This is a genomic window from Peribacillus sp. SIMBA_075, from assembly GCF_046534585.1.
Genome location: NZ_JAWRYN010000027.1, coordinates 15,507 through 29,571 on the forward strand (window position 1 = coordinate 15,507; position 14,065 = coordinate 29,571).

At 31.3% G+C, this 14,065-nt stretch carries 11 protein-coding genes and 1 pseudogene; 10 read left to right on the top strand and 2 right to left on the bottom strand.

The genetic code is table 11. The features are described from left to right. Positions 1-104: 104 nt before the first annotated feature. Both SB775_RS17965 and SB775_RS17970 read left to right on the top strand, forming a co-directional pair. Positions 105-350: an AbrB/MazE/SpoVT family DNA-binding domain-containing protein gene (locus SB775_RS17965; protein ID WP_048689328.1), complete on the top strand. Its 246-nt coding sequence runs from the start codon at positions 105-107 to the stop codon at positions 348-350. Between the two features lie 7 nt (positions 351-357). Beyond that, complete coding sequence (locus SB775_RS17970; RefSeq protein WP_410862660.1) at positions 358-747, top strand: type II toxin-antitoxin system death-on-curing family toxin; 390 nt, start codon at positions 358-360, stop codon at positions 745-747. 331 nt (positions 748-1,078) lie between these two features. On the opposite strand, the gene SB775_RS17975 is transcribed toward SB775_RS17970, so the two are convergent. After that, complete coding sequence (locus SB775_RS17975; RefSeq protein ID WP_410862589.1) at positions 1,079-2,224, bottom strand: tyrosine-type recombinase/integrase; 1,146 nt, start codon at positions 2,222-2,224, stop codon at positions 1,079-1,081. 350 nt (positions 2,225-2,574) lie between these two features. Here SB775_RS17975 and SB775_RS17980 point away from each other — a divergent pair, with 350 nt between their 5' ends. The 5 genes from SB775_RS17980 (at position 2,575) to SB775_RS18000 (ending at position 9,686) form a co-directional block, all read left to right on the top strand. Next, entirely contained in the window at positions 2,575-2,811 is a 237-nt protein-coding gene (locus tag SB775_RS17980) for a hypothetical protein (protein ID WP_410862591.1), read from the top strand. Between the two features lie 62 nt (positions 2,812-2,873). After that, complete coding sequence (locus tag SB775_RS17985; RefSeq protein ID WP_410862593.1) at positions 2,874-3,827, top strand: helix-turn-helix domain-containing protein; 954 nt, start codon at positions 2,874-2,876, stop codon at positions 3,825-3,827. Between the two features lie 886 nt (positions 3,828-4,713). Beyond that, positions 4,714-6,408 carry a hypothetical protein gene (locus SB775_RS17990; RefSeq protein ID WP_410862594.1) on the top strand — a complete coding sequence of 565 codons (1,695 nt, stop codon included), beginning with the start codon at positions 4,714-4,716 and terminating at the stop codon, positions 6,406-6,408. Positions 6,409-6,414: 6 nt separating this feature from the next. Beyond that, entirely contained in the window at positions 6,415-6,936 is a 522-nt protein-coding gene (locus SB775_RS17995; RefSeq protein WP_410862596.1) for an ABC-three component system middle component 1, read from the top strand. Positions 6,937-6,938: 2 nt separating this feature from the next. Next, positions 6,939-9,686: an AAA family ATPase gene (locus SB775_RS18000; RefSeq protein ID WP_410862598.1), complete on the top strand. Its 2,748-nt coding sequence runs from the start codon at positions 6,939-6,941 to the stop codon at positions 9,684-9,686. Between the two features lie 216 nt (positions 9,687-9,902). Here SB775_RS18000 and SB775_RS18005 read toward each other — a convergent pair whose 3' ends face one another. Further along, positions 9,903-10,574 carry an IS6 family transposase gene (locus tag SB775_RS18005; RefSeq protein WP_410862600.1) on the bottom strand — a complete coding sequence of 224 codons (672 nt, stop codon included), beginning with the start codon at positions 10,572-10,574 and terminating at the stop codon, positions 9,903-9,905. Positions 10,575-10,658: 84 nt separating this feature from the next. Here SB775_RS18005 and SB775_RS34690 point away from each other — a divergent pair. From SB775_RS34690 to SB775_RS18015, 3 genes and pseudogenes are all read left to right on the top strand, one after another. Next, a pseudogene (locus SB775_RS34690) lies at positions 10,659-10,786 on the top strand (IS6 family transposase); the annotation flags it as partial. 293 nt (positions 10,787-11,079) lie between these two features. Then, positions 11,080-13,140 (top strand): AAA family ATPase, encoded by a 2,061-nt coding sequence (locus tag SB775_RS18010; RefSeq protein ID WP_410862602.1) that lies wholly within the window; start codon positions 11,080-11,082, stop codon positions 13,138-13,140. Further along, positions 13,127-14,053, top strand: coding sequence for an HNH nuclease (locus tag SB775_RS18015; RefSeq protein WP_410862604.1), 927 nt, complete (start codon positions 13,127-13,129; stop codon positions 14,051-14,053). Before SB775_RS18010 ends, SB775_RS18015 begins: the two co-directional genes overlap by 14 nt. Positions 14,054-14,065 lie beyond the last annotated feature (12 nt).

Below are 14,065 nucleotides of genomic sequence, written 5' to 3' on the forward strand. Positions count from 1 at the left end.
GCAGGCTAAAAATAACAACATTTAAGATAAAGTAGTATAAACAATAATGACTAATGTTATAATAGTAATAACAATTATAACTTTTTTTGAAGGAGGAATGAATAATGGCCATTAGGAAATTAACTAAAGTCGGAAATAGCTTGGGAATTACGTTTCCAGTTGAAATGTTGAAAACTGCAAATTTAGCTTTTGGAGACGAATTAGAGGTTGAATTCAAGGGTGAAGAAATCATATTAAGGAAAAATAAAAATGTGAAATTACCTAAAGGTGTAGATGCAGAATTTATGGAAATGTTATCAGATGTTATTAAAGAACATGACGAAGCATTCAAGGGATTGGTGGATAGATAAGTTGGATATTATCTATCTTTCCACTAATCAGATTATTGCTATCAATGCCATTCAAATAAAAATTTATTCTCCTAGTGAACAAATCGGTGTGAAAGATACCGGTCTCCTTGATTCTGCAGTGAACAGACCCAGACAAACTGTTTTCGAGAATGATGCTTACCCATCTATTCATGAAAAGGCTGCAGCCTTATTCGAATCCATTTCAAAAAATCATGCGTTCCACAACGCTAACAAGAGGACAGCTCTTGCTTCACTTATTATGTTTCTGAAAATCAATCATTATCAATGGCTTATGGGATTAGAAGAAGAACAGGATTTTGTTGTAGATGTCGTCAACCATAAGTATGATTTTAAAGCTATCGCAAGAATCATCCAAGAGAACATAAAGGCTTTATAAAGGGGTTCGAGATTCATTGAGCATTTAAGCTTATTGGGTCTGCAGCAAATTCATCCTGGACTTTGAAATACAATAAGTGATTATTCTAAAAGAGGGGGAGAACAGGTCATCCAGATGACTTGTTCTCCCTCTTTTGATCTTCTTCTTTATATAAAGAAGAAGCAATGTAAGCATACATAGATGTAGGTATGAAATACCTTTTATTAAATCTGGACTATTTTTCATATCTTCAATCTTTAAACCTTTTTTGAAATGGATCTTTTAAGACCGCGCCATTCAATTGAGTCCAAAATTCAGTAAAAACTTCTCTAAATATGACGACTTTCTTCTATTATATATACTCTCCAAACACATCTGATTTCCACAAATGAATCGCATGCCGTTCTTTTTCAAAAACCTTCTCCAAATATATTTCTGTAGTGGATAACTGCTCATGGCCCAGACTCTTCATAATTTGATAGACATCCACTCCATTTAAGTGAGAAATGATGGCAAAAGCATGCCTAAAGGTATGAGGACCAACGGAAGAAGAACGGAACTTCAAAAAAGGCATTCCACTCTCTTTAATGGCTTTTGTTAAGTATTGAGACAGATATGAGGGAGAGTAGGCACGGCCGGTATTGGTCGTAAAGAGCGGGTCGTCTCCTTCTGCTGCATCTATATCGTCATTCCCCCTAGCTGAACGGAACATCCGAATACTATTCATGCCTTTTTCTTTCACTGGTATTTGCCTTTTTTTATTTCCCTTCCCTAGTACTTCTAAAAAATACGTGCTGGTAATGGAATCATATTGAAGATCCTTGACTCGGAGTCTAGTAAACTCTTCATTACGCATGCCTGTCATCGTTAGGATATGTATAATCGAAAAAACGATGGGGTGGTTAATTTTCCTGAAGTAATCAAGTAGCTGAATGACTTCCTTTGGTCCTAAATCCCGGTTGGGCCGATCATCTTTACGAATATTGATCTTAAAGAAACCTTCATGAATGGGTTCTTTGATATAGCCTGCTTCGAACAGGAATTTTAAAAAACTCTTAATGATGGTTGTCTTTCTGGATAATGCGGCAACGGAATAGGCTCCTTTTGTTAAGACATAGGGGCTTTTTTCTGATAACCATTCCTGATACCTTCGAATGTGCCGGGTAGATAGTGATTTAAAGAGGGAACCTTCCACAACTTTTTCCAAGTCTACATGGATTTCCACTGAATACGTGAGTAATTGTTCAATAAATTGAAGAAGTTCTCGCTCATAGGCTTGGACGGTGCGGGTGGACTTTTCATGTTGCTGTTTTAAATGTTCTCGTCGTTGAAGAAACCACTGGAGCATGTCTACATCGCTAAAATCGGAAAAAGGATTTTGTCCATTCTTTTCTGTCGTATCTAAACGTTCTTGTAACGTATAAATCGAAATGTCTGAAAGCCTCTTTTTCCATGCACAACTCGGAAGCTCTTTCGTTTTTTCTATCAATTCATGCATACCTGTATCCCTCCTTTTTATAATTCAACTATCTATTAGATAAAGTCTATATTTTTTAGATACCATTTAATGAATACTAATTACATTATAACAAATTACAAGAGTGAAATAATTATAGAAAACCTAAATAAATTCACCATTTATTTAGGTTATATGATATAACTTATTAATACGTTACTTCTTTTAATATAGATTTTATTGATTAACATAGATATATACATTAAAGTATAATAAATAGAATTCATTCATTATACATACTAAGAACTCTAGTAACGGATATGATAGAATAAATATATAATAAACTATATAGATGAACAATTTAAAATATAAGAATAAAGGGTGGAGTATACTTGATTATTTCAGATTTAGAGAATAAACACGAAACGATCCCTTATGAAGTGGGAGATTCAGTTCGAGTTCAGCAAACGTGCACGGAAGAAGAAGACCCAGAGAGTTTTTACTATATTCAAGCATTTGATAAGAAAAAAGGGGAGGTCTTGGAAGTAATCGATCATACACGTCTACAATACCGCGTAAGGTTTGGACAAGCTGAAGCCGTTTTGTATCATGAGGAAATTATTGGTTAACAAGCATGGATAAATGATGAGTGAAACGAATGAGAAATCCAGGAAGACAGGAGGGGTATAAATTGGAATGGTATACGCAACAAGAGGTTGCCGATTTACTAGGGGTTTCCAAAGCAACGGTCTATCATTATGCCAAGCAGAAGAAAATTAGTAAAATTGCGGATCCCCATCGAATTCATCGAGAGGCACGCTATGAAAAAGCGGAAGTGGATCAACTTGTGAATGAAAAGAAATCGCACCCTACGGGTATGAGGCCTACTGAAGTAGCAAACAAACTAGGATTGTCTGTTCAAAGTGTCTATAAGTATATTCAAGAGGGGGTAATAAAAGCAGAGGTAGTACCTTTTGGAGATGAGAGGACAATCTATGTCATATCTGAAACAGCCTATGAAGAAGCGGCCGGATTACTGAAACCATCTGAATCCCAACGCCCAAAACGATTTGAGTATTATCATTCTAGTCAAGGTATCGTCTTATTTCAGAAATTTCATTCAAGCAAGGTGCCTGAAGCACGTGTTATACGGAATAAGGACAATGAATGGGGTTTTTACTTAGCCAATATTCAGAAATGGTTGCCATTTGAAGAAGGGATAAGAGAGTATCAATTAAAGCCGGTCTATCCTATCCATCAATCCACTTTAGAGTATAAAGGCTATGTACAGCTTGAAATTCCGAAAGATGCCGTTGTCTTTTATCCATTCATGGACTATTTATATGAAACATGGGGAATGGAAAACATACGATTGCGGGAACAGGATCACAGGATAGCACTCTTCATTCGGGCTGGGGAAAGACCCTTAACGACAAAGAGTTTCTTTGCGGCTGAAATCCTGCCATTTTTAATAAAAGGAGACATCTACAATGAAGAGGGCCACCTGATTTTACGAAGTTCTTATCGGAAAACTAGTTTAGAATTACCAATTGATCTATTAGAAAGTATGACAGAGTTGGCTGAACAAGAAGGAATCAGTATGAGTAAGTGGGTAGAGCAAAAATTATCATCCATACTAAAATGATTTTAAATGAAGAAATGATTTTATTGAGGTCTTTATACCATCCAAGTCATTACCCATTCATTATATATAGAGCTACTTAAAGGCGTCAGTAAATATTTTATTTGATAAAAACAATTTTATTGCATATTTTAATATTGAAATACACTTAAAAAAAGAGACCATTTCATATCCTGGAGAGGAGCATGAAATGGTCTCTTTGATTATTATTTTTTAGGCTGTTGCCTATATTAAAACGAATTAACCCATTATCCATAAAACAAAAGTTAATTTCGCCGTAGAGCGAATCTCAGCATCAAAATTTAGAAATATAAAGGTAATCTTTACTTAATGAAGGAAGTTTTGAAAAATGGATTAACTCATGAAACCTTCCTTTTTCAAAATAGAAGAAACCCGTCAAAAAATAGAGCATCTGCTTGCACAGAAGTTAGATACTCTTAAAGTTCGTTAGCTTGGAAGAAATGCGTTGTAATTTTTTTCTTAATTTGAATATGAGTTAAAACGAGTTGAACAATACATAAGTAACTGCGAAGTCTTTTAGCTCTTTAATGTTGAACTATTCAATTTAAATTAATGATTTACAATTTATAAAAATGTTGATGAATGTAAAGCGTTGCTAAAATTGAAGGGGCAAAAATTAATTGCTACTTTAATACTATTTTTAAAATTAAGTGTATTACAGTTCAAACCAATTTCTTTATTAATGAAGATTCAAAAAAACGTTCATAACATCAATTATGGGCTTTTTTTCTTGTTATTAGATAGTTTTGTTATTGATTTCATATAATTAGTAACTTAATATATTGTTACTATTACAATTTTTTGTATGATACAATGTTAGTAGAATTTTGCCATTTTTTGATAGTAAAGGTGAGTGTGAAGGTGATATATGAACCAGACATATAAATATGAACAAATAAGCCAAATGATTCATACCGCGTCATCCCTGAAGAGGAGAAGCGATACGGATTTCTTAGACGAGTTTCAGGAATTTATTTTTAGATATAAAGAAAACCAAATTAATCCATTATTTGGTCAGAGCTCAGAACATATAATAGATAATCTATTAAAACATGAGCCAACTGAAGAGGGAGGACTAGTTGCGATCTATGGTTTCTATTATCAAATGTTAGTTCTTATTGAGTATATGATTGAAGCAATTCGAGGTAAATGGAGCTTTCTATCATTAGAATATCATGATGACATAATTGCGGGAAACGAAGATCAAAAAGTAGTACGGTTTATTCAAGTAAAGACGAGTGCAAAGTCAGCTGTAAGTATAACAGATAGTAATATCCATATATATAATAGATCTACAAGCAAGAAGGAAGGCCCAGCAAAGGGGAAAGTAAGAAATAATTCATGGCTTGATAAAGTAATTGATAATGCAGCATATGTAAAAGATTTGGAATTAACATTAGAGTTTGATATAGTAACTGACTATTCAATTTACAGTAGTACTAAGGTAAATGTTGATATATACAATGAAGCGACGAGAGGGAAAATTATTCAGGAAAACGATGTCATTTGCGAAAGGCTAAAATCAACTTGTTTCGATCAGGATGGTAACGAAATAGACTATGACAATAAATATGGGAAATCGCTTCCAGAATTACTGGGGAACGTTTGTTTTGTTCAGAAATCAAAAGTCGATGTATATAGGAAGTGGTTGTGCACAGGTTTAAGTGAAACATTGGGCGCGGGCATAAGAATTAATGAAAATGATATAAATTGGTTAGTGGGGGAGTTACTTTCAAAGTGTTCTAACAGGGAAAGTGGTCCGATACTTTTCTTGCGCAAAGATGAAATAGAAGGATTCAGACAGGCATTACGGACCAAAGCAGTTGTGGCTGCCAGACCAACTGTTTATAAAACAGATGCTACTGAATTATTGAATAGATGTATGACTAGCATTTTAGCTAAAATTTCAGATGGTAATTCAAAAATAGAGTTAGAATTAGAAATGGAGAAGTACAAGCATGCTCTTCTGGATAAAGTGACTGAATATAATACTTTACAATCTTTGTTGAAAAGATTTATTGATGGAGAGAAACCACGCTTTGGTGATAATGAAAAAGATTATTCTGAAGACCTGATCATCTTTATTAAGACGTCCTTATTACTATATTTAATACATGATAAATTCATTCTTTCAGACAAATTTGAAACATTATTAATCAAAGAAGCATTCTCTAATACAGAAGAAGATTTAAAGATTGGATTCTTGAATCTTGGATTAGAATTAGATATGGATGAAGGCGTGAAACTACTTGAAAATATAATAAATAAATCATCTGAAGAAGAGCAACTTGAAATGCTTTGGAGAAGTTCGTCTTTATACACAATATTTCATGGCGATTCAATTAGGACAAGCGATCCTTTAGTTATTGAAATTAATACTTCTATAAAACCAAAAGTGGAGCAGCTAGAAATGGGTTTAAAATCGAATGATGTCTCACCTGTCTTAACTATTGTTCCTGAAAGACCTCTTAATGACTTATATCAACAAGTAAGGCGAACACAAAATGTTGAGGAGTTTAAACTAAAAATAGAAGAAGCGTGGACAGCAATAAAAAGGACGTGATTAGTTTTGGATAAATCAAAGATTTTATCACAGTTATTTAAAAAAGGATTTGAATTAATACAACTAAACGATTTTGAAGGCACTGAGTTTGCTTTATTTAGAAAGGATCATATTTATATTATAGTATGTCATTACGTAAACGATCTAGATATAAACAGTATTGAGGAAGAAGCTAAAAATCTCAGAAACCTAATGCATAAAAGAAAAATTAATGCATGGAATACTTATTTGTTAATATCGTTTGAAAGAGATATTGAATTTCAAGACTTAATTGTAATTGAGAGAAGTTCCAAATCTATGAGAAGGTACGTAATAACAAACGAACATGATTTTAATAGAATTCCTTTTCTTGATAATATTGAAGTTGTTTCTAATCCATTTGAAATTTCTTCTCAAACAACAGTTGGAAATGATGAACAGATCAGAAGAATTATTGGGTTTTTTCAACAGCATAATGGTGAAAATGTTAAAATAAAAAGTTCAACAATACAAAACAAATTAAATGAATTATTTGATTTGGAGGGTTGAATATGTGGATAAAGGAAATAAAAATTAACAATTTCAGAAATTATAAAGGAGAGGTTAGCTTCGATTTAGATAAAAAGATTACTATTCTATATGGCGATAATGGTTTTGGAAAGAGCTCCTTTTTTGATGCAATTGAGTGGTGTTTAACTGGTGTAATAAATAGATTTGAGCTAAATGACAATGATAATGAATTTGACAATATGGATCTCATAAATGAAGATGCACTGAAGCAAGATAATGCAACATGCTTTGTCACATTGTGTTTTGGAAATTATATACTTAAGAGGCATTTCTCTACTGACAGAGGAAAGACGAAAAATACATATGTTGAACTAAAAATGTTATCTACTGCGGAAAATGGGTTAGTGCAGACTATACACGGAAAAGCAAATGTAGAAAGTAAACTTAGAACTCTTTTTATTCCTAATTTAAATGATAACACTCTTGATATTAAACAGCCATTTATATTGTCACAGGATCAAGTCACTGATTTTGTTATAAAAGATAAACCTAAACAGAGGTATAAAGCCTTAGCGAATTTAGTGGGACTTAATAAAATTATTAATTACTCGGATAATATGAGGCTTATAATTAGAGAACTTAACAGCAAAGCTAAAGAATTAAATGACACTGTTATAAAAACTCAGGCAGTGATTGACTCCTACAGTTTTGATAAAAAAGTTGATATTGAAGAAATTATCGCTATTGCTAAGGACATTTCTCATGCACTACCTCGTCAACATGAAGAATATCAAGTTTTTATTGATGAATCAAGATTTAATATTAATTCTAAAATTATCAATATAAAAAAACAAGTTCAGATGTTGGAAAAGTACTCTGTAAATGAAACACTGACCTTTGGAATGATGATTTCTTCTAAAAATGATTTAAAATTAACATCTTATAGATTGGAAAACCATATAACTGTGGTTCAGGATTTCATTAAAAGACTAAACAATAAATTATCTCAGTTAGAAAAAGATGAACATAATAGAAAAACAACAAATATACTTCTTCAGCAACAAACCGAATTAAGTAAACAAATACATTACAAGAAAAACGATATTATAGAACTGGGATTAAATCTAAATGTTGATCTAGATAATATTGATGCTCAAGTAGAGAAAGTCTCGAGTATGATAGAATCTTGTAATTATCATATATCGTATTACGATGAATTCCATAAAGTAATCAAAGAAAATAAAGACTTTCCTTTAGAAGTTACAGAAATAAATATTTTACTTTCCGCTTTGACAAGAAGTAAGAAACGGAAAGAAAAATGGATTAGTAAAATTTCAAACTGGATTCTTGACAATTCTGAGAATAGTGGACAAATTAAACTTCATGAGTTATTACAGGGAATAAATGAATATTTGGTTTTAACAAGGGAAAATAGTGTATGCCCGGTTTGTACTACAAACAAGGAAGGTGAACTAATTGATATTTCAAACTCAAATCTATTGGTAATGACAGATATACTTCAAAAGCAGACATTGAAGGTGAAAAAGGTTTTAGAAATAAAAACAAAAGTTGAAAATGCCCTTGGTATTATAATTAACAATATAAAGAGTGCGGAAAATAAAGAAGAAAATTTAAATCGTACAATCAAAAAAAATAAGGACCAACTAATAAGAATTACGAATGATGATTACTTTAATATTTCCATTATGGAAAAGAGTAAACAGGTTTTATTAAATGATGTTATAGGGTTGAACAAGGAGTATGAGATTTTAAATAAATCGAAAACTTACTATATTCAATTAAAGGAACTAGAGAGACGAAATCTAAGACTCAAAGAAAGTATAAAAGAATTAACTCAATTAATCATTAACAATAGTCCCAACGTAGTTCGTTTGTATAATAAATTATTCAAAAAGAGAGTTAGCTATTTAGATGAAGTCCAATCCATGCTTTTAAAGAAGAAAATGGAGTATGATGACATTAACTTAGAAATAAATATTCTAATAGAGCACGGGGTAACTAATGATGAAGGTCCTTTTTCTACAAAGTACCAACAATTGAAGAATAGTTTAGGTGAATTGCAGAGTAAAATAGAATTAATAGATAAGTTAAACTCAAAATACTCCGACTTTAAAAGGTCTAAAACCGTAGAAAAATCAATTCAAAGAGCAAAAATTGAACAACAAGTAGCAAAGGATAAATTAAAGAACATTAATAGCAAGATTAATCTTATTAACACTTATATAAATGAACTAAATGATAAAGTTGGCTCCGAGGCAATAAATTTTCTAAATCAAGAAAATTCAAGCGTTCAACAGTTATACAGATATTTAAACCCTATGGTTAGTTCCAAACAACTGAAGTTTGTTGCCGATGAGGAAGAGCTTAGCATCAAATTAACAAGCAAGGAAGAGAACGGTATAAGCAAAGAAACTAGTGCTAAATATGTGTTAAGTTCTGGTCAAATGAATGTATTGGCATTGTCAATATTTTTATCCGTTAATGAAGCGATGGATTCAGAATTGGACCTTATAGCAATTGATGATCCTATTCAAAATATGGATGACGTTAATCAATTTTCGGTTTGTGATATTTTAAGCAATTTACGTAGGCAACTTATTTTTTCAACACATGATTTAGATTTTATTAAATTATTTGTTAAGAAAAATGAGCATCTAAATGATGTAATTCAAGTCTATATGTTAAAGCAACCTGTTATTACGTCGCAGGAGAGTTATGAGCAAATTTTATTCGGAGAAAAACTAACTAGTGAACAATCAAGTATGTAGATTGTTGCCGTACTTTCTAGGGAGGATATATGGTCTCATAATAAATAGTTCATAGAAGGAAAACATTCAAGAATATATTTTTTTACTGCTGTTTTCATAAATTCAATATTCTTAAATAAGGCACAGCCCTTTATAAAGGATTTGCGCTTTTTAAGGTTCTGGTGCAAATATGATTTGTTAGAAACATAGTACCTCAATATCCTTTTCATCTATGAATTATGATGCTACTCCAAACAATTTATGGATAAATTCTTTTTGATTTTGAGCAGACTTCACCCCTTGATGAACCTGTTTCTTTTTAATCATATGCATGGCTTTTATGCCACTTAGTATGTAAGTAGCTGTAAGAAATGATTTCAATCCTAACATCGAACGCACTCGCTTCTTTATAAAACGATGATCTTGTTCTATTATATTATTGAGATATTTAACTTGCCTTATTTGTATGCCTTCAGGCATGCGTTTCTCTTCTTTTAACTCTTGAATCGCTACAGGATAGGCTGGATTTTTATCCACTGTTATGACACGAGGTTTACAAACATGAGAAGTAGCCAAGGCTTTCTTGAAAAAGCGCTTGGCTGCTTGTTTATTCTTGAACCCGACTGCACGATATAAATACATCCATTGACCTTTTACTTTGATATACGTTTCATCGACTCTCCAAGAGTCATTTGTTGGCTTAAGATGACGACTTACTCTTTTATCTAATTGAGGTCCATATTGATGAACCCAACGCATAATCGTTGTATGAGCCATGGACAAGCCACGCTCCTCCATCATTTCCACCAAATTACCAAAACTTAAGTTGTACCGTAGGTACCATCGTACTATTAATAAAATAATGTCAGGCTGATATTGCTTCCATTTGAACAAATCATCTTTTTTCATACCGAACACACACCTTTTTTTAGAGTAATAGTATCAGTATGTCCAAGATTTAGAGATTAATTTCAATTGTCTTCAAGTTCTTGCACCAGAACCAGTACCTTGAGTGGTATCGAAGCTATGCATATGGTTAAAAAAGATCAACCTCATCAACGGGCAAAGTCTGCCCCAAATGTGGTTAATTCATTCATAAGTTGTTCGGAGTAGCTGCTTAATCCTAAAGTTAACAGGACATTACCACTTTATGTTTCTATTGCATTTTTTTTGCACCAGAACCCTTAACGTTGTGTAGGGTACCCAATAAAAAGATAAGCTATTTTGATCTAGTCCCAGGCTGGAGACAAAGTCGACAGTAGTTTTCTTTATCTTAGGTTCCATTAAACGATAATGTGGATTATTCATCAGAGTAAAAATTTGTCGATTTGTAAATATCAGAAAAAAACAGCTATATAGTCTTGTTATAGATTGATAGAATGGTAACTGATACAGATATTTGGAGGAAAAAGAGATGGAATTGATTTATGCTTGGATAGAAAAATTTAGGAACTATAAAGAGGTTGAACTAAATTTAAGTGAAAGATTTATAATAAATTATGATCAATTCAATAAAAGTATTAAAATAACACCAAACGGATCTTATATTTCAATTTATCCGGAGTATATTACAAATATAAATGCTGTGGTAGGTAGAAATAGTGTGGGGAAAACAAATTTATTAGATGCAATAGGACTAAGAACTAATGATAGGAATAAAAATAATGCCGAATTTGAAATAAAATACAAACAAAAGAGGAAATTCGGTTATCGCATACCAAATGATGTTGAAGCTGAAATTAAACATTCTATTTATTTTTTTCTCTACTATATTGGTAAAGATAGTAATGATCAGGATTTATTTTGCATAGAAGGAAATGATATTGAGAGTTTCCAAAACATAATAAAAAATGAATCTGGAATTAGTAATGATTATTGGAGAAGTAAATATTGGTTTGCTTTTATATGTAATTATGTCGAAGGGATGTTTATTCATAAATATGATTTAAATGCAAGAATGGGAGATTATAGAACTGAATTACATGAAAATGAAACGAGATTATATGGCGATAGTAGAAGTGAAATGGATAAACTTGCTATTATTTCACTCCGGGAATATCTTAATGAGAAATATTATGATTCAAGTTCTATTAAACCAGAAGATGATGATAAAATTTCTGTGCCAAGGAGAATTGGTACTTTTCAATCAAAATTACTTTCTAAAAAAGTTGAGATGCTATTTAATCAATTGTACAAACCTAAAAGACTGATGTTCAAAGATGAAAAGTACATATTAAAAATAATTTTTGAAGATTATTTTTTAACCAATAATTTTGATGATGAAAACAAACTGGGCACGAAGTATTCTTATAAGGACCTTAATGGAAGAGAAAAAGAAGTCTGCAAAGTACTTGAATCCTTTATACAATTCTTTTTTAATTCAATTAGCAATAACATGACAGTTGAAAAGATAATAGAAATTAAAAGACAAACAATCGGTATTACTATTAAAAAAATGTCTTTTGATAGTTTAAAAAACTATTACTTTAAAATAATAAATATAATAATTAGTAATAGCTTCATTGAAGATAAGGAACATAAGCAGTATGTTCTAGATTGTTATATGGATTTAGCAGTGGAGTTATCGAAGAACAAAAGTATAAAATTCAATGATAATTCTATAATTGTGAAGCTTACAAAAAATGCAGATATTGATGAGTTTCTGAATGTTATTAACATAACTGTGGACGAAAAAATAAGAAGTACCATTAATAATAAAGAGATTTCTGTTTTTAGTGGTTTTTTTAGTTATTCAATTGAAGATTTAAGTGATGGAGAAGCTGCGTATCTTGGCTTTTTTGCTTCATTAAATGAACAGATTTCCTCGCTTACCCCTAATAAAGACAAGTATATTATATTGTTAGATGAACCAGAGGCAAGAATGCATCCAGAACTAACAAGAAACTTTATAAATGAGTTAATACTCTTTTTAGGGGATATAAGCGAGAGCAAAAAGAAGTTTCAAGTTATAACTTCGACACACTCTCCTTTTATTTTATCAGACATTCCCTCAACAAATATTACCTATCTAGAAAAAGGTGATGAAGGTTATTGTAAAACCGTAAGAAGAGGACTTAATACTTTTGGAGTTAATATCCATACTCTATTTAAAGATGGGTTTTTTATGTCGTCAACAATGGGAGAGTTCGCAACTAGCAAAATTAAAGAAGTCATTTCATTAATCACTAACCATAGCGTGGAAGATTTGACTGAAAAACAAAAATGTGAGTGTTTATACATTATTAACTCTATTGGAGAACCCTTGATACGAAATAGAATTATGAAAATGTTTAATGACAAATTTCAATTAGATTATACTGATTTATTTAGAGAAAATCTAAAACTAAAGGAACAGTTAAAAAGATATGAAGAACCTAGAGAAATCATTCGAACAATTGAAGTTTTAAAGAAGCAAATAGAAAAACTCCAAATACATGTCAATGAATTAGAGGATAAGAATAATGATCAAGATTAATATGGATGATAAAGTTAGAAAAAACATCCAAACAGAACATTTTCAGGATTTAAATATGAGAGCTAAGGATACAATTAAAGAATTAATTAAGACAACAAAATATAAAAATTTGAAACATTACATTTGTGATAAAACTGGAAACATAGATGAAAAAAAGCTTAAAAAGCTATTGATTGGATCAAAAAGCGATTTAATTGAAATCATTAATATTATTGGTGAAATTAAGTTAGGTAAAAAAGATCCATTTGAAAATTTGTATACGAATTTCACTAAACGGGTTTGGTCAAAATCGCTTATGGAAAAGTTAAATGTAAGAGTTTGCCCATATTGTAATAGACTATATACATTTACTTTAGGTAAAGAAGGAATAAGACCACAATTTGACCATTTCTTTCCAAAGAGTCTTTTTTCATATCTATCGGTGTCTTTGTATAATTTAATACCTAGTTGCGGTATATGTAATCAAAAAAAACAAGCATTAGACACTAAAATGAATGATTTTTATTATCCATATGAGGACGAATTTGGATATAATGTAGTCTTTCAGACAAGCTCTGTAGATAATGATTTTACATACTGGGCTGGAACAAGTGATAATTTTGATATAAAGTTGACATGTAAAGATAAAAATCATAATTGTAAGGTTAATAATCTAAATGAACATTTAAAAATTGAATTATTATACAAACAACATAAGGACTATGTAAGAGATATTATTCGAAATGCAGTTATTTATAACGATAGTAGAATCGTGGAATTGATGGAACAGTTCCCTGAATTATTTGAGTCAAAAAATGAACTACTTAATTTAGTATTTATGAGCTTTATTGAAAAGGAAAATTGGGGCAATCGGCCTCTTTCGAAGTTAACACATGATATCTATGAAGAGTTTAAATTATTTACGAGCAAATGAAGGTAGAGAGTA